This window comes from Robertmurraya sp. GLU-23, from assembly GCF_052983275.1.
Genome location: NZ_JBRKCV010000011.1, coordinates 1 through 22,769, shown reverse-complemented (window position 1 = coordinate 22,769; position 22,769 = coordinate 1). Strand labels below are relative to the sequence as shown.

23 protein-coding genes and 1 pseudogene are annotated in these 22,769 nt (G+C 39.4%); 12 read left to right on the top strand and 12 right to left on the bottom strand.

The features are described from left to right. Positions 1 to 8: 8 nt before the first annotated feature. The gene (locus ACVBAX_RS16575) at positions 9 to 782 is read left to right on the top strand and encodes a TraR/DksA C4-type zinc finger protein (RefSeq protein WP_447117996.1); all 774 of its coding nucleotides are present in this window, start codon (positions 9 to 11) and stop codon (positions 780 to 782) included. A 22-nt stretch (positions 783 to 804) separates the two neighbouring features. Here ACVBAX_RS16575 and ACVBAX_RS16570 read toward each other — a convergent pair whose 3' ends face one another. Further along, entirely contained in the window at positions 805 to 1,056 is a 252-nt protein-coding gene (locus tag ACVBAX_RS16570; RefSeq protein ID WP_447117995.1) for a sigma-G-dependent sporulation-specific acid-soluble spore protein CsgA, read from the bottom strand. A gap of 149 nt (positions 1,057 to 1,205) precedes the next feature. Between ACVBAX_RS16570 and ACVBAX_RS16565 the strand changes: the two genes are divergently transcribed. Together ACVBAX_RS16565 and ACVBAX_RS16560 are read left to right on the top strand one after the other, a co-directional pair. Continuing rightward, positions 1,206 to 2,564, top strand: coding sequence for a S8 family peptidase (locus ACVBAX_RS16565; RefSeq protein ID WP_430775117.1), 1,359 nt, complete (start codon positions 1,206 to 1,208; stop codon positions 2,562 to 2,564). A 241-nt stretch (positions 2,565 to 2,805) separates the two neighbouring features. After that, positions 2,806 to 3,846 carry a potassium channel family protein gene (locus ACVBAX_RS16560; protein ID WP_447118116.1) on the top strand — a complete coding sequence of 347 codons (1,041 nt, stop codon included), beginning with the start codon at positions 2,806 to 2,808 and terminating at the stop codon, positions 3,844 to 3,846. On the opposite strand, the gene ACVBAX_RS16555 is transcribed toward ACVBAX_RS16560, so the two are convergent. The 3 genes from ACVBAX_RS16555 to ACVBAX_RS16545 form a co-directional block, all read right to left on the bottom strand. Further along, positions 3,836 to 4,240: a YugN-like family protein gene (locus ACVBAX_RS16555; RefSeq protein WP_447117994.1), complete on the bottom strand. Its 405-nt coding sequence runs from the start codon at positions 4,238 to 4,240 to the stop codon at positions 3,836 to 3,838. The genes ACVBAX_RS16560 and ACVBAX_RS16555 overlap by 11 nt on opposite strands. A gap of 89 nt (positions 4,241 to 4,329) precedes the next feature. Further along, the gene (locus ACVBAX_RS16550) at positions 4,330 to 5,676 is read right to left on the bottom strand and encodes a glucose-6-phosphate isomerase (protein ID WP_430775115.1); all 1,347 of its coding nucleotides are present in this window, start codon (positions 5,674 to 5,676) and stop codon (positions 4,330 to 4,332) included. A gap of 210 nt (positions 5,677 to 5,886) precedes the next feature. After that, complete coding sequence (locus ACVBAX_RS16545) at positions 5,887 to 7,050, bottom strand: iron-containing alcohol dehydrogenase (RefSeq protein WP_447117993.1); 1,164 nt, start codon at positions 7,048 to 7,050, stop codon at positions 5,887 to 5,889. Between the two features lie 176 nt (positions 7,051 to 7,226). On the opposite strand from ACVBAX_RS16545, the gene ACVBAX_RS16540 reads away from it, so the two are divergent. After that, on the top strand, positions 7,227 to 7,460 hold the full coding sequence (locus ACVBAX_RS16540) for a DUF378 domain-containing protein (protein ID WP_119709751.1): 234 nt from the start codon (positions 7,227 to 7,229) through the stop codon (positions 7,458 to 7,460). A gap of 182 nt (positions 7,461 to 7,642) precedes the next feature. On the opposite strand, the gene ACVBAX_RS16535 is transcribed toward ACVBAX_RS16540, so the two are convergent. Then, positions 7,643 to 8,839: an ornithine--oxo-acid transaminase gene (locus tag ACVBAX_RS16535; protein ID WP_447117992.1), complete on the bottom strand. Its 1,197-nt coding sequence runs from the start codon at positions 8,837 to 8,839 to the stop codon at positions 7,643 to 7,645. A 140-nt stretch (positions 8,840 to 8,979) separates the two neighbouring features. Next, entirely contained in the window at positions 8,980 to 9,378 is a 399-nt protein-coding gene (gene yugI / locus ACVBAX_RS16530; protein WP_447117991.1) for a S1 domain-containing post-transcriptional regulator GSP13, read from the bottom strand. Positions 9,379 to 9,532: 154 nt separating this feature from the next. Here yugI and ACVBAX_RS16525 point away from each other — a divergent pair, with 154 nt between their 5' ends. From ACVBAX_RS16525 to ACVBAX_RS16515, 3 genes and pseudogenes are all read left to right on the top strand, one after another. Beyond that, positions 9,533 to 10,879, top strand: coding sequence for a sodium-dependent transporter (locus ACVBAX_RS16525; RefSeq protein WP_447117990.1), 1,347 nt, complete (start codon positions 9,533 to 9,535; stop codon positions 10,877 to 10,879). Positions 10,880 to 10,971: 92 nt separating this feature from the next. After that, a pseudogene (locus ACVBAX_RS16520) lies at positions 10,972 to 11,163 on the top strand (helix-turn-helix domain-containing protein); the annotation flags it as partial. A gap of 133 nt (positions 11,164 to 11,296) precedes the next feature. Next, positions 11,297 to 12,154, top strand: a complete 858-nt coding sequence (locus ACVBAX_RS16515; RefSeq protein ID WP_447117989.1) for a DegV family protein — start codon at positions 11,297 to 11,299, stop codon at positions 12,152 to 12,154. Positions 12,155 to 12,566: 412 nt separating this feature from the next. On the opposite strand, the gene ACVBAX_RS16510 is transcribed toward ACVBAX_RS16515, so the two are convergent. After that, positions 12,567 to 13,730: an aminotransferase gene (locus tag ACVBAX_RS16510; RefSeq protein ID WP_447117987.1), complete on the bottom strand. Its 1,164-nt coding sequence runs from the start codon at positions 13,728 to 13,730 to the stop codon at positions 12,567 to 12,569. Next, entirely contained in the window at positions 13,730 to 14,233 is a 504-nt protein-coding gene (locus tag ACVBAX_RS16505) for an Lrp/AsnC family transcriptional regulator (protein WP_160546212.1), read from the bottom strand. The genes ACVBAX_RS16510 and ACVBAX_RS16505 overlap by 1 nt, the downstream gene beginning before the upstream one ends. 169 nt (positions 14,234 to 14,402) lie before the next feature. Here ACVBAX_RS16505 and ACVBAX_RS16500 point away from each other — a divergent pair, with 169 nt between their 5' ends. After that, a complete protein-coding gene (locus ACVBAX_RS16500) occupies positions 14,403 to 15,227 on the top strand; it encodes an alpha/beta fold hydrolase (RefSeq protein ID WP_447118115.1) in 825 nt (274 codons plus the stop codon). A 43-nt stretch (positions 15,228 to 15,270) separates the two neighbouring features. Here the strand turns inward: ACVBAX_RS16500 and ACVBAX_RS16495 are convergent, their stop codons facing one another. Beyond that, complete coding sequence (locus ACVBAX_RS16495) at positions 15,271 to 15,531, bottom strand: DUF1871 family protein (protein WP_430775106.1); 261 nt, start codon at positions 15,529 to 15,531, stop codon at positions 15,271 to 15,273. 87 nt (positions 15,532 to 15,618) lie between these two features. On the opposite strand from ACVBAX_RS16495, the gene ACVBAX_RS16490 reads away from it, so the two are divergent. Beyond that, positions 15,619 to 16,785: a MalY/PatB family protein gene (locus ACVBAX_RS16490; RefSeq protein ID WP_447117986.1), complete on the top strand. Its 1,167-nt coding sequence runs from the start codon at positions 15,619 to 15,621 to the stop codon at positions 16,783 to 16,785. Positions 16,786 to 16,865: 80 nt separating this feature from the next. On the opposite strand, the gene ACVBAX_RS16485 is transcribed toward ACVBAX_RS16490, so the two are convergent. Together ACVBAX_RS16485 and ACVBAX_RS16480 are read right to left on the bottom strand one after the other, a co-directional pair. Beyond that, positions 16,866 to 17,069, bottom strand: coding sequence for a hypothetical protein (locus ACVBAX_RS16485; RefSeq protein WP_430775104.1), 204 nt, complete (start codon positions 17,067 to 17,069; stop codon positions 16,866 to 16,868). A 76-nt stretch (positions 17,070 to 17,145) separates the two neighbouring features. Beyond that, on the bottom strand, positions 17,146 to 17,862 hold the full coding sequence (locus ACVBAX_RS16480) for a peptidylprolyl isomerase (RefSeq protein WP_447117985.1): 717 nt from the start codon (positions 17,860 to 17,862) through the stop codon (positions 17,146 to 17,148). Positions 17,863 to 17,957: 95 nt separating this feature from the next. On the opposite strand from ACVBAX_RS16480, the gene ACVBAX_RS16475 reads away from it, so the two are divergent. Further along, a complete protein-coding gene (locus ACVBAX_RS16475) occupies positions 17,958 to 18,335 on the top strand; it encodes a kinase-associated lipoprotein B (protein ID WP_447117984.1) in 378 nt (125 codons plus the stop codon). 38 nt (positions 18,336 to 18,373) lie between these two features. Here ACVBAX_RS16475 and kapD read toward each other — a convergent pair whose 3' ends face one another. Then, complete coding sequence (gene kapD, locus ACVBAX_RS16470) at positions 18,374 to 18,997, bottom strand: 3'-5' exonuclease KapD (RefSeq protein ID WP_430775101.1); 624 nt, start codon at positions 18,995 to 18,997, stop codon at positions 18,374 to 18,376. Between the two features lie 262 nt (positions 18,998 to 19,259). Between kapD and ACVBAX_RS16465 the strand changes: the two genes are divergently transcribed. Together ACVBAX_RS16465 and ACVBAX_RS16460 are read left to right on the top strand one after the other, a co-directional pair. Beyond that, positions 19,260 to 20,435, top strand: coding sequence for an MFS transporter (locus ACVBAX_RS16465; protein ID WP_447118114.1), 1,176 nt, complete (start codon positions 19,260 to 19,262; stop codon positions 20,433 to 20,435). A 28-nt stretch (positions 20,436 to 20,463) separates the two neighbouring features. Beyond that, the gene (locus ACVBAX_RS16460; protein ID WP_447117983.1) at positions 20,464 to 22,281 is read left to right on the top strand and encodes a transglycosylase domain-containing protein; all 1,818 of its coding nucleotides are present in this window, start codon (positions 20,464 to 20,466) and stop codon (positions 22,279 to 22,281) included. The last annotated feature ends 488 nt before the right edge of the window (positions 22,282 to 22,769 follow it).

Genomic DNA, 22,769 nt, shown 5'->3' with positions numbered 1-22,769 from the left:
TGGTTGAGATGCTATCAAGTCAACAACTACAGCAATTTAAGCAAACGTTAGAAGACCGTAAAGCACAGATAGAAGAGGAATTTGAAAACAATGATCATTTTAATTTGCAGCGAAGTCTTTCCGATTCGGTAAGTGAACTTTCTGTTTACGACAACCACCCTGGTGATGCTGGAACCGAATTATATGAACGGGAAAAAGATCTCGCCCTTAACGAACATTATCGATTGGAATATCGTAATACTCTTGAAGCCATAGAAGCCATCAAAAACGGAACATATGGTACATGCGTGGTTTGTCATAAAGAGATCCCAGTGGAGCGATTAGAAGCTCTTCCCAATACACTTTATTGTATTGAGCATACTCCAGATAAAGTGACCTCTCATGAAAGACCGATTGAAGAGGGCGTATTAATGCCTCCTTTCGGAAAGTTCGATATGGATGAGACCGATGAAAATGTCTCGTATGATGCAGAAGATTCCTGGCAGGATGTTGCAAGCTACGGAACGTCTGAGAGCCCTTCTGATTTAGTGGAGCAAGTGGATCATTATAATGACATGTATATTGAACCGCAAGAAAATGTTGGTTATGTGGAAGATTACGAAAACTTTGTCGGAGTGGATATTACCGGTAAGCATGTGACCGTCTACCCAAATAAGCAACATGAAAAGTATGAAGAAGAACTCGATGAAGAAGGCATTATGACATCCTTTGGTGATCTTCCGGCCGTTGAGCACGACCCTTATACGGAAGAAGCTCTAGAGAGGGATGAAAAAGGACAATGATTTCATTGTCCTTTTCTCCTTGTTAAAAGAGTTGTTCAAACACTTCGCTTAATTGCTTAGCACGAGTATCATCATCTTCATTGTTCGCATGCTGAATTTCTTCCGGCAAAATACTGTTTAAAAAATTATTCTCTTCATCAGATAAGCTTCGAGCAAAGCTTTCTTCACTTGAAAATTGCCCTTGCTCTATCTTATTGAATATGAATTCAGCTGTGTCAGATCGATCCGTATAGTTCGATAATATTTCTCTTAAATAAGCTAATGACTTGTTCATTCGTTTCCCTCCTTTTCATGGCACACACGTACATTTTTGCTGTTTTGCTCGAGATTTATGTATGTTTCTCGCTTCCTTAAAATTACCATCAATACTAGCACTGTTACTGAACATCCTAATAGTAGGAAATAAACGTTGAGGTGAGAAGGATGTTTCGAAGAACAAGACCGCTTATGCTTATTGGATTAGCATTATTACTTATTATAGGTGTTGCTCGAATGATGCCCGATCGAGAAGTAAGAACGCTCGATCGAAATACGATAGATATGCGAAAAGTGAATGTTGAGCCTTCTCAAGAACCAACATCCAAACTCATGCATCTAAATAATGATCCATCCAACAACCGCTTAGTTTCAAAACTTAACCATCATTCAGAAGTTCAAATTATTAATCATAATGAAGATGATCAAAGTCACTACTATGAGCACGAGGCAACTGTGAAATTTAAAACTGACATTACTGATGAACGGCTTGCCCAAATAAATAAAGAGATTGATGCAAGTAGAAGTGAAAAATTAGCGAACCTATATATGTTCCGCTCCAAATCCAAAACGACTCACCAAATGCTTCTTTACTTCCGTGGGTTAGAGGAAGTAGAGTATGCGGAACCTAATTTCATTCTTTTACAAAATGAAGCAGTTGCCCCAAATGACACTTATTATCAAGAGCAGTACCAATGGAATCTACCTGTAATAGAAACAGAAAAAGGATGGGATATTTCAAAGGGTGATAAAAATGTCGTAATTGCCGTGGTGGATACAGGGGTAGATCTAGACCATCCGGATTTACAACATAAGTTGGTAGAAGGATACAACGCGATTGATGAAAAGGCTACCCCAGATGACGATAACGGTCACGGGACACATGTCGCAGGTATCATCGCTTCCGAAACAAATAATCACGAAGGAGTGGCGGGAATCACATGGTACAATCAAATTATGCCCGTAAAAACATTGGCGAAGGACGGATATGGCTATACGTTCGATATTGCAAAAGGCATTGTCTGGGCCACAGACCATGGAGCCGATGTCATTAATTTAAGCTTAGGGAATTATCAACCCGCTACCGTTTTAAAAGAAGCCATTCAATATGCATACGATAAAGGCGTCGTTCTTATCGCTGCTTCGGGTAATGATAATACGAACCAGCCAAGTTACCCTGCCGCCTTTGACCAAGTCCTTAGCGTATCAGCTATCGGTTATTCAGGGGAACGGGCCTCTTTTTCGAATTATGGAAATTATATCGATGTAGCCGCACCAGGAGTTGATATTCCAAGCACCTATTTCCAAAACCAATATGCCGCCCTTTCCGGAACATCCATGGCGTCTCCACATGTGACAGGATTAGCTGGGCTAATCTTATCTACGAATCCGACCTTATCAAATAAGGAAGTCATGGACATTATCCGTTCTTCCAGCTATGACATTGGAGAAGTTGGGAAAGATGAATACTTTGGCGAAGGATTAATTGATGTAAATAGAGCATTGGCTGCGGCTAAAAGGAAATAAGAAAAGCGCAAGCGCCCTGGTCAGCGCACGACAGGCCTGGAGCGCTCCAACTGAGATAAAGGAAACACGAAGAGCCAGAGGCGCATTCGTGCTTGACTTATCGTAGGGCGGAGAGCGAAGGACACTAGCCGCTAGGGCGCTGGAGCTAGACAATTTTCAAAGTTGAAAATCTTATACTTTCTTATCAAATAACGTAAGACCCTCAATCCTGAGGGTCTTTCTTCGAGTTTAACACAAATGGATATGGTCTATACTTTTAGAGACACTTCCAAGAGGTGAGGATATGCACCACCGAATTTATACTAGTTTTTTGCGATTGCCGACACTTGTCCGAATATTAACTATGGCTATATTACTCGTTCTTTTCTTTGGAGTATTGATTCATATTGTTGAGCCAGAGAGTTTCCCTACTGTTTTTGAAGGAATCTGGTGGGCCATCATTACAACATCTACCGTTGGATATGGGGACTATTCTCCAGAAACATTTCTAGGAAGAATAGTAGGAATTCTCCTCATTTTTATAGGCGCTGGGTTCTTATCAACCTATTTTATTACACTTGCTACCACTGCCGTTTCTAGGCAAAACAATTATCTAGAAGGAAAAGTTCATTTTAGAGGAGATAAACATTTGATTATCGTTGGTTGGAATGAACGGTCAAAAGAAATTATTCAAACAATTCGAACACTCGACCAATTTACAGATATTATTTTGATCGATGAAACCTTGGAATCCAATCCAGTTATGGATGCAAAGGTGCATTTTATTAGAGGAAGAGCTTCTCAAGATCATGTCTTAATAAAAGCAAATATAGCAACAGCCGAAAAGGTCCTTATTACAGCCGATCAACATAAGGATGAGCTTGATGCGGACATGAATACGATTCTTGCATTACTTACCATCAAAGGTCTAAATCCCAACATTACTGCCATTGTAGAAGTTCTTACCCGTGAGCAGATGGCCAATGCGAAAAGAGCTGGAGCTGACGAAATTATTCAGTCAAACCGAATGATGAGTTATATTATGACCAATTGCATCGCCACTGATCGAATTGTTTCGACTTTTGTTGAGGTACTTGACGAACTTCATGGAAGTAGAGTTCATTTCTATCCAAGTAAAGACTTTGTTAATCAATCATTTTATACCGCGAATGGGAGTTTACTTAAAGATGGAAAGCTTTTAATCGGCATTAAAAGAGGAGAAAACACGATGGTGAATCCTCCTCAAGAAACGATTATTGATGATCAAGATGAGTTACTTATTATTGACAGTCTTAGTCAATAAGAATTTGTTCGAGTTCTTGGACGAGTGCCTTACCGATATCTACAAATTTTTCAGGAAAGCTTGCGTCCTTTTCCACTGGTTCCTGAAACTGGTCAAAGGAAGCAGATGCATTACCAATATAAGCATGGTCGTCTAGGTCATCTTGATACAAATGTGATATCAAGAATGGTCTTTCAATCGCTACCGTACAATTTCGTGCGTCTAATTGTCCATCAACTACTCGAAACGGAATCCTTAAAAATTGATAGCCTTTTTCATCATCAATTTTATAATCTAAGTATCCATGATCGTAATCCCAATTACCGCCAATCGTATAACCAAGCGGTTTCAATGATTGCTCTAGCTTATACAAATCAAAGTGCTTGCCTTCAATTTGTGAAGGAATTTGAATCATAGCCATCCCCCTTTTTCTTTTAGTTTCTCACAAAAAAAAGAGTGTTAGTCAAAAGAGAGGAAATCTCTAATGACTAACACCTTTTTTAATTATAAACGCTTTTCAAGCTCTGCTTTCTTCTCTTCGAATCCAGGTTTGCCTAATAATGCGAACATGTTTACTTTATATGCTTCTACTCCAGGTTGGTCAAATGGATTTACACCAAGTAGGTAGCCACTCATTGCACATGCTTTTTCAAAGAAGTATGCAAGGTAACCGAATGTGTATGCATCCATTTGCGGAATCGTCACCACTAGGTTAGGAACTCCGCCGTCTGTATGAGCAAGCAATGTACCTTCGAATGCTTTGTTGTTAACAAAATCAACCGTTTGGCCGGCAAGATAGTTTAATCCGTCTAAATCGCTATCAGCTTCTTCGATCGTTAGCTCGTGACGAGAATTTTCTACACGTACAACTGTTTCAAATAGGTCACGACGACCTTCTTGAACGTATTGACCTAAAGAGTGTAGATCGGTTGAGAAGTTTGCAGATGAAGGATAAATTCCTTTTTGGTCTTTACCTTCGCTTTCTCCAAACAACTGTTTCCACCATTCTGCAAAATACTGCAAGCCTGGCTCATAGTTAATCAGCATCTCAATGGTTTTCCCTTTGTTGTAAAGGACGTTACGAACCGCTGCATATTGGTATGCTAAGTTTTCTTCTAGCTCTGAGCTTCCGAAGTCATCGCGTGCAGCTGCTGCACCTTTCATCATTGCTTCGATATCTGCTCCACTTGCAGCAATCGGAAGTAAACCTACAGCCGTTAGAACCGAATAACGACCACCCACATCATCAGGAATGATGAATGATTCGTATCCTTCTTCAGTAGCTAGAGTTTTTAATGCTCCTCTTGCTTTGTCAGTAGTTGCATAAATACGTTTCTTCGCTTCTTCTACTCCATACTTTTCTTCTAAAAGCTTGCGGAAAATACGGAAAGCGATCGCTGGTTCTGTTGTTGTACCAGACTTAGAAATAACGTTAAGAGAGAAATCCTTTCCGTCTAAAAGATCCATCACATCTCTCATGTATGTAGAACTAATGTTGTTTCCGATGAAGATAATTTGTGGTGTGCTACGCTTTTCCTTTGGCAATGCATTGTAAAAACTGTGTTGTAGCATTTCAATGGCAGCGCGCGCACCTAAGTATGAACCACCAATTCCACAAACTAAAAGAACATCAGAGTCTTGCTTAATTTTTTCTGCTGCTTTTTGGATACGAGCAAATTCTTCTTTGTCGTAGTTAACTGGAAGGTCAATCCAACCTAAGAAGTCATTTCCAGCTCCTGTTGCTTCATGTAATGAATGATGAGCAACTTTTACAAAATCACGTAAATAAGTAACTTCATGTTCCCCAAAAAAACTAAGTGCTTTTGAGTAATCAAAACGAACGTGTGTCATGAATGATCCTCCAATGATTTGTTGTTTACTATATCACTTTATCGAAAGCTGGTTAAGGAATCAAGAACCGTCTACTTATGTAAGCGCACACATTTAAAACAAATGTGTTAATTGTTAAGAAATGCTCAAAAACCCACCTTCTTACCGTAGTATTTCCACCGAAAAAAAAGAAACACGTGCAATTATGAAAATTGCACGCAAAAAGTATTTTTATAAAGAGGCACGGTAAATCGCCATGACGTCTTCTTTGTTTAATTTTGTGAAGTTACCGAATTCGCCGTATACCATTGCTTTGTCAGCCATCACTTCGATTTGGCTATCGTCAATGTCGTAGTCTGCTAAGCGTGATGGTGCACCGATGGAGTTCCAGAATTCACGAAGTTTAGCGATTCCTTCTAAACCAACTTCCTCATCTGTTTTGCCTTCTGCGTTTACTCCGAAGACGCGTACAGCAAGCTTCTTGAAGCGTTCTGGTTTCACCTTTAAATTATGCTTCATCCAGTTCGGGAATAGAATCGCAAGTCCCCCACCGTGTGGAATATCGTATACAGCCGAAACCGCATGCTCAATATTATGCGATGCCCAGTCTCCACGGTAGCCCATAGAAAGCATGCCGTTCAGTGCCATCGTTCCACTATAAAGTATCGTAGCACGATGCTCATAACTTTCAAGGTTTTCAAGAAGCTTTGGCGCCGACTCCATTACGGTAAGTAATAACCCCTCACACATACGGTCCTGAAGCTCAGTGTTTTCGGTTAAATGGAAATAATGCTCAAACACATGGGACATCATGTCGACAATTCCATATACCGTTTGATCTCTAGGAACTGTGTATGTATTTACTGGATCTAGAATAGAGAATTGTGGGAATGTGACTGCACTGCCCCATCCGTATTTTTCATTGGTTTCCCAGTTTGTAATAACTGACCCAGAATTCATTTCTGATCCTGTTGCCGCTAAAGTTAAAACCGTACCAAACGGAAGCGCTTCCTTTGCAACGGCTTTACGGGTCATTAGATCCCAAGTTTCTCCTTCGTACTTAGCACCTGCTGCAATTGCCTTTGTACAGTCAATAACACTTCCTCCACCAACAGCTAACAGGAAGTCAATGCCTTCAGCTCTACAGATTTCTACTCCCTTTTTAACAGTAGACAGACGTGGATTGGGTTCAACACCCGCTAGCTCAAATACCTCAACATCTACTTCTTTTAGCAATGACAAGACCTGATCATATAGGCCATTTCGTTTAATGCTTCCTCCTCCATACACAAGTAACACTTTCTTGCCGTATTGAGGTACTTCAGCCTTCAATTGTTCGACAGTATCTTTACCAAAAATCAATTTCGTCGGATTAAAAAATGTAAAATTATCCATACTTCATCCTCCTATTCAATCTTTATTATGTTCCAAAAAAGTAGTGAATGCAAAAAAATAGACTCCAAATTTCTTACTATAAAAATGCATAAAAGGTGGGCAGAAATCAAACGATAAGATTGTGTAACTTTATATAGCCAAACTATATAAATAAAACATCCCAAGGAGGAAACAGCATGAGTACCATTCAACGTATTGCACTAGTACTTACCATTATCGGGGCTATCAACTGGGGACTAATTGGATTCTTCCAATTTGACCTAGTTGCAGCTATCTTCGGCGGACAAGGTTCTGCTCTTTCTAGAATTATCTACGGCTTAGTTGGTATCGCAGGATTATTAAATCTAGGCCTACTATTTAAACCAAATGAACAAACCGTGAGAGATCCAGAACCTAGAGCGACAAGATAAAGCGGAAGCGCCTTGTTCAGCTCCGACAGGCATAAGACGAATCGCGCAGGAAGGCCTGCCTGCTGGAGAGATTTGGCTTATGACCCCGAGGAGCTAGGCGCTGCAGCTAGGCAATTCTCAAAGTTCAAAGAACGTCAAGCTAATAGTAAAAATCCTTGCACCCAAAAAGTGCAAGGATTTTTTCATGCGCTTAATACCTTCTTAATGCGTTCAATCGCCCAGTCGAGGTCTTCGTTACTGATCACTAATGGTGGAGCAAAGCGAATTACTGTGTCATGTGTTTCCTTACATAACAATCCCTCTTCTTTTAACTGCTCGCAGTATTTTCTAGCTGGGACCGTCAGTTCAACACCGATAAACAGTCCACGACCGCGAACTTCTTTAATGATTGGGTTCTTGATTTCTTGTAATTTTGATAGAAAATAGCTCCCAAGCTCCTGAGAACGTTCTGCTAACTTTTCTTCTGTTAGTACTTGTAAAGAGGCAATGGAAACTGCACAGGCCATTGGGTTGCCACCGAATGTGGATCCGTGTGACCCTGGATTAAATACACCGAGAACTTCTTTGTTTGCGACAACGCAAGAGATCGGGAATACGCCCCCACCAAGCGCTTTTCCTAAAATATACATATCTGGTTCAATGTCTTCCCATTCACAAGCAAACATTTTCCCCGTACGTGCCAGACCAGCCTGAATTTCATCGGCAATAAAAAGGACATTGTTTTCTTTACAAAGATCAAAAGCAGCACGCATAAATCCTTCAGGTGGAATGACAATACCTGCTTCTCCTTGGATAGGTTCGATCAAGAAGGCAGCCGTATTTGGAGTGATGGCAGCTTTTAATGCTTCGATGTCTCCGTAAGGAATCAGCTTAATTCCTGGTAACATTGGTCCGAATCCACGCTTATACTCTTCCTCAGACGAAAGAGAAACCGCTGTCATTGTACGTCCGTGAAAATTACCTAAGCATGCAATAATCTCTGCTTGATCATCTTCTACACCCTTCACATCATACGCCCACCGACGGGCTGCCTTAACTGCTGTTTCCACAGCCTCTGCACCCGTGTTCATTGGCAATGCCATTTCTTTATTGGTCATTTCACAAATCATTTCATACCATGGTCCAAGCTGGTCATTATGAAACGCACGTGATGTAAGCGTTACTCGATCCGCCTGTTTCTTTAATGCTTCAATTATTTTCGGATGACGATGACCTTGGTTCACAGCTGAATACGCGCTAAGCATATCCATATATTTGTTACCTTCAGGATCTTCCACCCAAACACCTTCTGCTCTAGAAATAACAATCGGAAGAGGATGATAATTATTTGCCCCAAACTTTTCCGTTTGCTCAATGACTTCTTGTGATTTATTCGCCATATTATTTACCTCCGATCTCATTCATTCGTGGTGTAAAAACTACCTTATCTTAGTGTATCTTAAAAGAATAACTTATGTCCTTTCTCGAGAAAAAAACATAAAAAAAAGTGGGAGAATCTCTCCCACACTTTGATTAATAATTATCTTTGTGATTGTTCAATCCACTCTTGTAACTTGTCTTTTAGCGTGTTAAAGCCTTGTGGTGCTTCTGTATCTTGCTTGATAGCAGCTGCAGCTGTACGCTTTCTTGGCTTCTTCGGAGCAGCCTTTTGTGCAGCTACTGGTGCTTCAGGAGCTTCTTCAGTTGCGCGGATAGAAAGACCGATTTTTCCAGCATTTTCATCGATAGAAAGAACCTTTACTTGAACTTCATCTCCTACTTTAAGGTGCTCGTTAATATCTTTAACGAATCCGTGAGTAATTTCTGAAATATGAACTAACCCTTGAGTATTTTCATCAAGTGCAACGAACGCACCGTATGCTTGAATTCCTGTAACCTTACCTGTAACAACACTTCCAACTTCAATTTTCTCTGACATAGAAACACTCCTAAATTTAGTTTATTTATCCTTTTTATACGCAATATAAAATTATATCACATTGTCACATCTTATTCAAAAAAATTTACTACACAATAGTCCGAAAATATAGTATTATGGGAAAATATCTTTTAAAGTAGGTGTAAAAACTGTAATGAAAACACATGAGCAATGGACATCAAAGATCGGCTTTATACTTGCAGCAGCTGGCTCTGCAATTGGTCTAGGAGCCATTTGGAAATTCCCATACATGGCTGGAACAAATGGTGGAGGACTTTTTTTCCTTCTTTTTTTATTGTTAACTTTATTTATCGGTGCACCGATCCTTATTGCTGAATTTATTATTGGTAGAAATACACAAAAGGATGCAATCACCTCCTATAAAATTCTTGCTCCAAACTCAAACTGGAAGGTTATAGGGTATTTAGGAGTCATTGTTTCAGGACTTATTTTATCCTTTTATAGTGTGGTAGGAGGATGGATCTTATCCTATTTAATCCGTAGCGTTACTGGGAGTTTAACAGGACTTTCTCAGGATCAGTACGGAACTCTATTCGGTACGGTTATTAGTAATCCTATTGAGGCGATCCTTGCACAAGCAATCTTTATGATCTTAACCATATTCGTGATCCAAGGTGGGGTTCAGCAAGGAATTGAGAAAGCTAGTAAGTACATGTTGCCAGCCCTATTCATTCTATTTATCATACTAGCCATTCGTTCCTTAACTCTTGATGGAGCCTCAAAAGGGGTAGAGTTTCTCCTAAAACCGAATTGGAGCAGTCTAACCCCTGACACCATCTTGCTAGCGCTAGGACAATCCTTTTTTGCACTAAGCGTTGGTATTTCCGTCATGGTTACGTATGCATCTTATCTTTCTAAAAAAGAGAATATTACGAAGTCAGCTTTTTCAGTTGTTGGTCTAAATATTTTTATTTCTCTACTTGCTGGTATTGTTATTTTCCCAGCAGTATTTGCTCTCGGATTTGAACCTGGGGCAGGCCCTGGTTTAGTGTTTGTGGTCCTCCCGGCCGTATTTAACGAAATGGCATTTGGCGCTTTCTTTTTAACAATTTTCCTTGTGTTGCTATTGTTTGCGACATTAACCTCTGCTTTTTCCATTTTAGAGATTGTTGTAGCGGCTCTTGTTAAAGAAAAAACAGAACTTCGTAAACAATGGGCTTGGAAAACAGGGATTGTTATTTTTATCTTTGGTATTCCTAGCGCATTGTCTTTTGGAGTTTGGTCTGATGTTCTTATTTTCGGAAAAACGATTTTTGATTTCGCTGATTTTATCGCAAGTAATATTGGGATGCCGTTAGGAGCCTTTTTAATTTCTATTTTTGTTGGGCACCGGCTTCCATACAAACTATTGAAAAGTGAGTTAGCATTAGGAACATTTGGGAATATAAACAAGCTGTTTACGATCTGGTATTTCACCATTCGATTTATTGTTCCCGTTGCGATTATCTTTGTATTTTTACGTTCAATTGGCCTTTTGTAACTGTAACGAAACGTTCACGATTAGGATAGATTCTCCCTATCCTAATCGTGATAAAATAAATAATATAATCTTTTTCGAAAGGAAGATGAGCCATGACTGCAATTGGGCAAAACATTAAACGCTTTCGGGAAGAATTAGAAATGTCACAGCAGGAGCTTGCTATTAAGATCCGTGTTGGCACTGCTACGATTGACAAATATGAGTCAGGCCTACAAACTCCTGACACACAAACCATTTTAAAAATATCTACTGTACTTGATATTCCAGTCTCTGAATTGATGCAAGAAGAAAGTCAAATATAAATGGTAATAGGTAAAGCGAGGGATTTGTTCCTCGCTATTCGTTTGTTTCATTCATTTTATTTGGAGATTATTTTTCATTATCATAGTGCTTATATAACATCTTTCGGAGGTCATTATGGCAAAGAAAATTGCTTGGGTAACTGATTCGACAGCTAGCTTCTCAGAAAAAGATCAAACTTGGTTACAAGACAAACATATATACGTGGTTCCCCTTTCATTTACGTTTGGAAATGCAACCTTTAAAGAAGGGGTAGATATAACGACTGAGGAATTTTATGAAATGATGAGTAACTCAAGTTTTCCGCCAACTAGTTCACAGCCTGCCTTAGGAGACTTTATTGACCTTTATACCCAATTAAAAGAAAGCTACGATGAGGCAATCATCATCCATGTTTCTAGTGAACTATCTGGGACGTACTCCACATCCACACAAGCGGCCGAGATCGTCGGTTTCCCTGTACATCCAGTTGACTCGTGGATCGGTTCTTTTCCGTTAAAATTCTTAATAGAAGAAGGAATCACCTTGTATAATAAGGGACTAAAGCCGTCTGAAATTGTGAAAGAACTTCTTTCGTTAAGAGAAAAATGCCGGTTGATCTTAATACCTGCAAACTTAGATCAATTGAGAAAAAGTGGACGAGTCTCGAATTTTGGCTCAATTTTAGGAAATCTTCTACAAATAAAGCCAATACTTGCATTTAAAGAAGGGAAAGTAAATATTGTTGAAAAAATTCGTACGATGAGAAAAGCGGAGCAGGCATTAATTGACCGTTTGCACGAAGCGTACAAGCAGGGAATCTATGATCGAATCGGAATTATGCACGCAGGTGAAAAGGAGATCATTGAAGGAATACTTGCAAAAATTGTGACCGAGTACGAGTCACTGAAGATTGAAGTACTCCCATTAATTCCTGTGGCTGGTGTTCATACAGGAGTGGGAACTATTGCTTTGTCATACATCATGAAGGATTAATTTTAAAAGGACAACTGTTTTAAATAAGTATAGGGTTCCGTTTTGAAGTGCTTTTCTGTACCAGCAAAAGTCAAATAAGCGGAGAATTTCCGGTTAGATGCAAAGTGGAGCCTCGTTTTGGGGTAAATAAGGGGAGTTTTTCCGCTTATGCAAAGCAAAATCTTTTATTTTCGAATTTTTCGAGCCAATAGGCGGAATCTCTCCGCTTATTTAAGCTTTTTTTAAAAAAAATTTCTAATTAAGCGGAATTTCTACGTCTACTTAGTGAAGAAAAAATGGCATTTCGTAGAAGCTTTAATAAAATAAAGAAAGACGTATGTCACACACATCATACGTCTTTTCTTGTTGTGTCTTTTATCAGAAAGCACCCGAATGCCAGAAAATAAGCCAGTTGTCCTTGCTTATAGGCTAATTACTTCTCAACAAACCGTTTCATTCGTTTCACGGCTTCTTGTAAATGTTCCATGGATGAAGCGTATGAGCAGCGAATATGTCCTTCTCCGCTCCTTCCAAACACATTACCTGGAACAACAGCTACTTTTTCTTCGATCAATAATTGTTCAGCAAATTGCTCTGATGACAGACCTGTACTAACAATGGATGGGAAAGCATAGAACGCACCACCAGGGATATGACAGGAAAGCCCAATATCATTTAGTGACTGAACAAAATAGTTTCTTCTTCTGCGATAACTTTTTTTCATATCCTCTACGTCTTCTCTGCCGCCTTTTAATGCCTCAAGTGCCGCGTACTGTGCCATGGTCGGAGCGCACATCATAGCATATTGATGAATTTTTAACATGGCTGCAGTTAGTTCCTCGTTTGCACAAACAAAACCAAGTCTCCAACCTGTCATTGCAAAGCCTTTCGAGAAACCGTTAATAAGAAGAGTTCTATGTCTCATGCCTTCAATCGCCGCAAAACTTACATATGATTCATCATAGGCAAGCTCTGCGTAAATTTCATCAGATAACACGAGAAGGTCGTGTTTTTCAATAAATATGGCAAGCTCTGTTAATTCTTTTTCATTAAGCATCGTGCCTGTTGGATTATTGGGAGAACAAAGCATAATCGCCTTCGTCCGGTCAGTAATCGCCGTTTCTAACTGATGAGTTTGAATTTTAAAATCGTACTCTTCGGTTGCTTGAACCGCAACCGGCTTTCCACCTGCTAACGAAACGAGTGGTGCATAAGAGACGAAGCTTGGTTCAATCACAATGACCTCATCACCTGGGTCGAGGATCGCACGTAATGCGATGTCTAATGCTTGGCTTGCTCCAACCGTAATGATGATCTCGCTTTTCGGATTGTAATCCACATGAAATTGCTTTTTCATATACGAGGACACTTCGTTACGAAGCTCTAATAATCCAGCATTGGCTGTATAAGATGTGTATCCTTGCTCTAGGGAAAGAATGGCTGCTTCTCTAGCAGACCAAGAGGTAACAAAGTCAGGCTCTCCTACCCCTAAGGAAATAACTCCTTCCATTCCTGCTGCAAGATCAAAAAACTTACGAATTCCAGATGGCTTAAGGTCTTCCACCGTTTTTGCCAAATAAGATTTTGTCTGTTTCATTATGGTGACACCACAATTCTCTTATCATCGTCTGCTAATGGTTCAAAAATCGTTCCATCATGCTTATATTTCTTCAAAATAAAATGCGTAGTTGTTGATAAGACAGAATCCAGAGTGGATAGCTTATTAGAAACAAATCTAGCTACTTCATTCATCGATTTCCCTTCAATAATGACGCTCAGATCATAAGCACCTGACATGAGATAGACAGACTTTACTTCCTTGAATCGGTAGATACGCTCTGCTACTTCATCAAAGCCCACTCCTCTCTTCGGAGTGACCTTTACATCAATCATCGCTGTAACGCCTTCATGACCATCAATTTTAGACCAGTCCACTACGGTTGTGTAATGAACAAGAACTTTCTCTTTTTCAAGCTTCTTAATAAGCTCATCTGTTTCTTGCAAGCTAAGTCCGATCATTTTTGCTACATCTTCAGATGAAATTCGGGCATCTTTCTCAAGAATTTCTACAACTTCGAGTTCTTTTTCCGAAAGTTTCATGTGTTAACATCCTTTTCTGCTTTATCGCTTAAAATAGTTACATTATAACAAAAATGCGTAAAAAATAATTTAATTTTCAAATTTATCATTAGATTTTTTTATGATTGTTTTTGTCATTGAAGGGTATTCTATGAAAAAACAAAAAGTCGTTAAAGGAGTGAATACAACTATGAATGACGCTAGCATCAACGGTACGATCAATATTAACGGAAACGACCTGTATTATGAACATTACAAGCATTCTCATGCAACAGACACACTATTGCTCATTCATGGGTTTCTCTCGTCTACCTTTAGCTTCCGAAGACTAATTCCTCTTCTTCGTGAAGAATTTAACGTTATTGCCATTGATTTCCCGCCATTTGGCAAAAGCGGTAAATCGAAGAAATTTATTTACTCGTATGAAAATATAGCCCATGTGATCATTTCCTTTGTGGAGCATCTTCAAATAAAAAATGTATCCATTATCGGCCACTCGATGGGAGGACAAATCGCGTTAAAAATATCGCAATTACGACCTGATCTTGTAAACCGGTCGGTATTATTATGTAGCTCCGGATATTTAAAACGCATGAAGCTTCCTCTTGTGTTATCCAGTTATCTCCCTTTTTTCCACCTGTATGTAAAAAGACATTTAGCGAAATCAGGTGTAAAAAAAAATCTCCTCAATGTCGTGCATGACCATTCAATGATTGATGATGATATGTTGAACGGATATTTAGTCCCTTTTTTAAAAGGAGATATTTTCCCAGCCCTAACTCGGATGATACGTCATCGAGAGGACGAGCTAGATGAGTACGACCTAAAGAAAATTGAGACCCCATGCCTGCTCATTTGGGGCGAGCATGACAGAGTCGTCCCACTTAGGGTTGGAAAACGATTGAAGCAAGATTTAAAGAACTCCGAGCTCATTGTATTAAAGGAAACAGGACATCTTGTACCTGAAGAACGACCTGAAATGGTTCACAAGTATATTAAGGAGTTTCTTGTATAAATAAAGCTTCAAGACGAGGATCCGCTTGAAGCTTTTTTTAACATCACAACGAGCAAGAGCTCTCGTTTTTAATGGCTAACAATTCTTCGGCCATGCTTGTACATTCAGATAAAGGAATGATTTCTTCAAAAGAAAACTCATATATGCTTTGGATTTTTCGAGCAAGCTCTTTTGCAGATGACAAAACATGTACCGCTTGAATCGTATCCGCGATTTCCGTATCATAGCTGTCTTCCCCATATCCGAGTGGATCCCAATCCATAAGACGCTGTAACAAACTTAAATTCATTTCGAGCATTTCCATGTAAAATCACCTTTTATTTTATCTTTTCGTTCACATATCTTATCATATTACATAGATCAAATAAAATGGAAAAAGGTGAGGTACTTTATGACTACGTATGATTTTGATAAAGTGATTGACCGAAATAATACTGGATCTGTTAAATGGGGGCTCCTCCACGATGTGTTCGGAAGCAGTGATCTTCATCCAATGTGGGTGGCAGACATGGACTTCTCACCACCTGCTGAAGTAACAAATGCGATTCGAAAACGATTAGAACATGAAATTTTCGGTTACACCTTTGTTCCCCCGTCTGTTGGAAAAGCCATTCAGGCTTGGGTGAAAACAAGACATCATTGGGAAATTCGACAGGCATGGATTACATACAGTTCAGGAGTCGTCCCAACAATCAGTACCGCCGTTCGAGCATTTACTTCTGTTGGAGACAAGGTGTTGCTTCAATCACCCGTGTACACTCCTTTCTTTTCCATGGTTGAAAAAAATGAACGAGTGGTCGTAAACTCTCCATTAAAAAATGTAAATAACCGTTATGAAATCGACTTTGAGGATTTTGAAGCTAAGTTAAAAGAAGGCGTTAAGCTATTTATCTTATGTAATCCCCACAATCCAAGCGGAAGAGTGTGGAAAAAAGAAGAACTCCTTCAAATCGGTGAACTTTGCAAAAAATACAATTGCTTGATTTTAGCAGATGAAATTCATTCCGATCTTGTATTTGAAGGAAATACGCATGTACCAATTGCAAGCTTAGAGGATTTTGCTGATTTTGTTGTCACTTCTATTGCTCCTAGTAAAACCTTTAATTTAGCAGGCTTGCAAGCTTCTGCAGTGATTACGAGCAATCAGAAACTTCGAGAGCTATTCCAAGGTGAACAGCAAAAGCAAGGTTTTCATACATTAAATACGTTTGGCATCGTCGGAATGGAGGCCGCTTATCTTCATGGTGAAACATGGTTAACCGAAGCGCTTGCCTATATGGCAGAAAATATTCGCTATGTACAGGAGTTCCTAGAAGCCGAGCTTCCACAAATAAAGATGATGCAACCGGAAGGAACGTACTTAATCTGGATGGATTGTCGTGAGCTTGGACTTTCAGATGATGACTTAAAGAAAGCTCTGATCGAAAAAGGAAAAATAGGACTCGAGCCTGGACCAAAATATGGAGCTGGTGGAGAAGGCTTTGTACGTATGAATGTGGCGTGCTCAAAAGAACATGTAGTAGAAGGATTGGAGCGCTTGAAAGCAGCATTTGCTTAATAATCAGACGGAAGAGTAGGATTCTCTTCCGTCTTTATGTTTCAATTAAAAAAACGCACACTTTCCTAGAAAAGTGTACGTTATCCTTTATTTTGGTGCTCACTCATAATTTGGTTCTCTAATTCTTTTGCTTTCGCTTCTTCTTTTCGTGAGATTTTGACGATAAATCGCATCGTGAAAATACAGAGGATTAAGAAGATCGTAAAAGAAATAGCAGCTGGGATATATTCAGACTTATCTTCAGGAAAATATAGAAACAATGATACTATAAACCCATCGATCATAAGGATCTTCCTTTCTGCAAACAAGCAGTCATTCATGCTTATTATATCAAGGTTCCTTTCCTCCGTCCAAGGACAATTACTTTAGCACGGTAATCTTCTTGATGACCACATCTTCTTCCGGCTTATCCCCTTCACCTACTGCAGTGGTAGCGATTTTATCCACCACATCCATCCCTTCAATCACTTGACCAAACACGGTATGTGCTTGATCGAGCCATGGAGTACCACCATCTTCATACTGCTTGATCACTTTATCGTTGTAACCAGCCTGCTTCATTTGGTCTACTAAGCTAGATTCGACTGTTTTATTTTGAACGATAAAAAACTGACTTCCATTCGTGTCTGCTCCTGAGTTAGCCATGGATAAGGCGCCTCTGAAATTATAAAGCTGATCTGAGAACTCATCTTCAAATGGCTCTCCATAAATGCTTTCTCCACCCATTCCTGTTCCATCAGGGTCTCCACCTTGAATCATAAAGTCATTGATCACTCGATGGAAAATAACTCCTTCATAATAACCCTCTTCACTATGAGTAATAAAGTTTTCTACTGCCTTTGGAGCTTGTTCTGGGAACAACTTGATTTTAATATTCCCCATGGATGTTTCCATTTCAACTAGTCTTTCCTTTTCACCAACCTCTGTAGTTGTCTGTGGAAGCTCAATATTCTCTTGGTTAGCGGTTTCATTATTGCTTGCATTTCCGTTTGAATTTTCAGTACCTTCTTCATTGCTTGTCCCACATCCAGTGACAAGGAAAACAACGAATAATAGATACACTAGGAATTTCTTCATGTAATCACCCTCCAAAATACTTTGTTTTTCATAATGCTTACGTCATAATTATTATCATATACAGTTCTAGCTCAATTTGAAAGGAGAAACAAAATATGTCCGACATTCAAATCGGTGACAAGGTCACAGCTATTTATAAAACCGGAAAGTATATTGGTGAAGTAACAAACATCCGCCCAGAGACCATTCTTGTACGGGTCCTCGCTGTTGTTACTCATCCGACACAAGGAGATTTACATAGCCATAAGGATGCAGATGCGCCTCTGTTTCATGAAAGACGAGCTCTTGCTTACCGAGAGCAGGCGAACATCCCCGCAAAAATGGTCAAGCCCTATACAGAAGAAATTCCTGAGTACAAAGAGTCACTAAGGAAGGCCATTCAAATATTAAGAGACAAATTATCTGATGATGACACTCTTTGGGCAACAAAGAGCCTTGAAAATATTTCGACACTTGAGAAAGAATACTTCTAACACATAAAAGCCAAATCCAATATGAGGGATTTGGCTTTTTATGCGAACTTATTAAGTACTTGGGAGAAATCAATGCGGTCACCAATTGTGGTTGGTGCATGTCCTTGAAGGTACTTTTTATCCTTCTCAACTAAACGAAAAATATTAAATGTGGTTAATGCATCGTCCAGCGCCCGGTGGTGCTTGCCTGTTCCTTCCTTGCCATACTCTTGCACCGCTTTCCATAAGCCTGTTTGATTTTGGTCTCCAAAGAATCGTTTGTACTCCATCGATAAATCGAGTTCTTCGCCTCTTAAAGGAAAAGGCAGACCGGCTTGTTCACAGTTATTGCGAAGAACCCTCATGTCCATATTCCCCCACGTAACGATTGTAAGGTCTAATGATGGGGAACTTAACTGCTCAAACTTTTTCACAAGATCTGTAAAACTAATGCCTGTATTGACTTGCTCCTGTGAAATTTTTAAAAATGATTTACAGCGGTCCGATAGCATAGGGAAACGATTAGGAGTGACATACGAAGAAAATTTCTCGCAGATTTGGTCATTTACAACCGACACAATGCCAGCCTCAATGATTTCTGGGTAAAAACCTTTAAACCTCTCAGATCTCTCAGGCATCGTAAACTCAAAATCAATAAATAAATACTGATGCTCCTTCCTCATCTTACGTACCCTCTTTCCTCCTTTGACTATCACTACCATTATATGAAATAACCATTCCAAAAAATGAACATGAATGTTTTTTTATTATATCATGTTTTCTGATAATTTTTTCATTTTTCTGTTTAATTCATTCGAAGAAAGTACGAAAAGGAATATCAGCCCTAAAATATGCTATAATTTCCATAAGCTAATATTTAGCAAAACGAAATAATAACCATAAGAAGGTGTTTATGCTTTGTATCAAAAAAGAAATTTACGAATTATGTGGATCGCAAATTTCCTCGTATCTGCAAGTGCAACGATGATTCTTCCTTTTTTATCGTTGTACATTGAAACATTTGGATCTTATTCCCCGGACTATGTTCAAAAATGGGCTGGCTATGTGTTTGGGGTAACCTTTTTAGCCGCTTTCTTTATTTCACCTTTATGGGGACGGTTTGGAGATAAACATGGGTATAAGCCTATTTTGATGATTACCGGATTCGGTATTGGTATCAGTATCTTTTTCATGGGGTTTACAGATTCTGTTATGGAGCTCTTTATCCTGCGACTTGTTATGGGCGTCGTTACTGGATTTATCCCCACCTCACTCGCCCTCATATCCTCACAAACTCCAAAAGAGATTGCTGGTAATGTACTTGGAACGTTACAGATGGGCACCGTCTCTGGTGGCCTGCTCGGTCCATTATTCGGAGGATTGTTAGCAGACAGTTTTGGTTTTCAATATACGTTTTTCATCACCTCCTTCGTCATCGTTGCTGCTACTCTTTTAGTCTCGTTTGGAATTCATGAAGGGAACGACCGACAAAAGGTGAAGGAGAAGAATTCTTTTACCCAAAAGGAAGTGTTTTTTTATATTTTTAAAAATCCTGTCCTGCTTTCGATCATGATCCTATCATTATTAATTCAAACCGCTAACTTTAGCGTTCAGCCACTATTAGCTCTATATGTCAATGAGCTTGTCCAAACGACCCATATCGCGTTTCTAGCAGGGGTTGCTTTTTCAGCCACCGGATTTGGGAACTTGTTAGCCACTCGGCGTTGGGGGAAGCTTGGTGATGATATCGGGCATGAGCGAGTGATCCTCATTTTATTACTGTCTGCGTCCATTCTATTTATTCCGCAAGCACTTGCTACCCAGTTATGGCAGCTTGTGTTATCCCGTTTTTTGTTTGGTATGGTGGTTGGGGGAATTATTCCTTGTATGACGGCTTATATCCGACAAGTCGCTCCCCTCTCGATGCAAGGGGAAGTATTAGGCTATAACGTAAGTTTTCGATTTTTAGGAAACGTCATTGGACCTGTAATGGGTGGACTTATTTCGGGGTGGTATAATATCTCAACTGTCTTTTTTGTCACTAGTGCTTTATTCCTTGCTGCTTTTGTCTTATTATGGTGGAGTGTGAGAAAAACAGAATCACTGCTATCTTCATCATAATTTTATAATAGAAAGGGAAGCGACCGACATGAAAGTAGCTACCGGTTATTTTTTTATTTTCCTGCTTCTCCCCGTCTTTTTCCTGCTTGCCTATTTTTCTAGCAACGAGGTACGCTCTTTTGATACTTTCGATCATGTGATAGAAAACAAGATACAGTTAGAAAAAACAAACTTATCACAAACAAGCTTGATCAAAGATCGCAATGGGGAAACCGTTTTAGAATGGTACAGCACGGTAAATCGTATCGTTTTACCATCTGAGAACATTCCCGAGCTATTGCGTGAGGTGTTTGTTCTATCAGAGGATCAGCACTTTTATGAGCATATTGGCTTTGACTTAACAGCTATGGGTCGTGCCCTTACGATCAATATTCAGTCAAACGGGATTGAACAGGGAGCAAGTACGATTACACAGCAGCTCGCTCGAAATCTTTATTTAACTCACGAGCAATCTTACAATCGAAAGCTTACTGAAATTCTTTACGCCTACAAACTAGAAAAAACTTACTCAAAAAAGGAAATCATAGATTTATATATTAATTCTATTTATTTTCAACATGGGGCTTACGGAATTGAAGCCGCGGCTAAGTACTACTTTAACCGCGGAACACTTGAACTCACAAAAGCAGAGCTATTTTTTCTAGCTGCTGTTCCAAACAATCCGACTTACTATGATCCATTAAGCCACTTCGATCGAACAAAAGCGCGTCAAGAGCGTCTCATCGATTTATTAGTGGAAAAAGACAAGTTGACCGCTTCAGAAGCAACAGAAATAAAAAATTCGCCTATCAATCTAACCGTACATGAACGAATTGACCAAGCACCTGATTATATGGCGTATGTTCAAAATGAATTATCTCAATTAATTGCCCTTTCAGAAGAATTAACTGAAGAGGAAGAGATTGACCATCGAGTAAAAGAAGTGATTGCTTCCGGAATTAGCATTGAAACTTCCTTGGACCAAAGTCTTCAAAATCGAGCAATAACGGCGGTTAGTGATAATCTACCATTTATCGATGTGGAAGGTTCTGTGGCCGTTATTGATCATACGAATGCACAGATACTAGCACTTGTTGGTGGAAAAAACTATCAAAAGGGTGAATTTAATCGAGCGTTCCAAGCTTATCGTCAGCCTGGTTCATCGATTAAACCATTACTTGTTTACGCTCCTTATTTACAAGAGACGCACTCCTCTCTATCTAAAACAGTAAATGCAGGAGAGCTCTGTATTGGTAATTATTGTCCTGAAAACTATGGTGGAAAAATATATGGAAATGTAACACTTGAACGAGCGTTTGCGAACTCATACAATACACCTGCTGTTCGACTGTTAAACGAAATTGGAGTAGAAACGGGCTTTCAATATCTTACATCCTTTCCTTTTAAGAAGTTAGTAGCAGAGGATCATGTGTTACCAGCTGCCGTTGGTGGTTTTACGTACGGAATGTCGCCATTAGAGCTGACAGGAGCTTACACCTCCTTTTATGATGGAGGGTATCAGCAACCACGTGCCATTCGTAAGGTGACCGACTTACAAGGAAACGTTCTTTACGAGTGGAGAGATGAGAAAAAACAAGTCTGGTCTGCTGAAACCGTCAGCAGCATGCGCAGTCTATTATCGGAAACGGTCTCTTCAGGAACCGCTCGAAAAGCCCATTTATCGCGAGCAACCTACCAAGGCGGAAAAACAGGCACAACGAATAATTACCAAGACTACTGGTTTGTTGGTTTAACAGATACACTAACAGTCGGAGTTTGGGTCGGAAGAGACATGCCATCTAGCATTGAAAATATTGAGCAATACTCTCCACATCTATATATATGGAAAGCTATTATGTCTAACTAATAAAATCCCGGATGAGTTCTTCAAACGGGTTTACATTAGAGGTTCAGGCATTATAAAACACTCATGAAAACGCACTTGAATTCACGATAGAATTCACAGTGCGTTTTTTATTTGATATTAATAAGCGGAGATTTTTCGGTTAAACTCCAGATTAGAGCTTGATTCATAGTAAATAGGCGGAGGTTTTCCGGTTAAGCAAAGAAAAATTGTCCATTTTCACGTTTTTCGAGTCAATAGACGGAATCTCTCCGTCTATTTTGGCTATTTTCAGTACAATTTCCTATTTAAGAGAAATTTCTCCTCTTATTTTTTTTTCAAACCCACTTTAGCCGCATGTACCTCAAAAGAAACCCCGGATGAGTTTGGAGAGACCCAGATAAATGAGACAAGGAAAAAACACCCCCTGGATCGTATTTATACAATATGATTCTTAGGAGGGTGTTTTTCTATGGGAACAAGAGTTCATTATCCAGAAGAGATAAAATGGA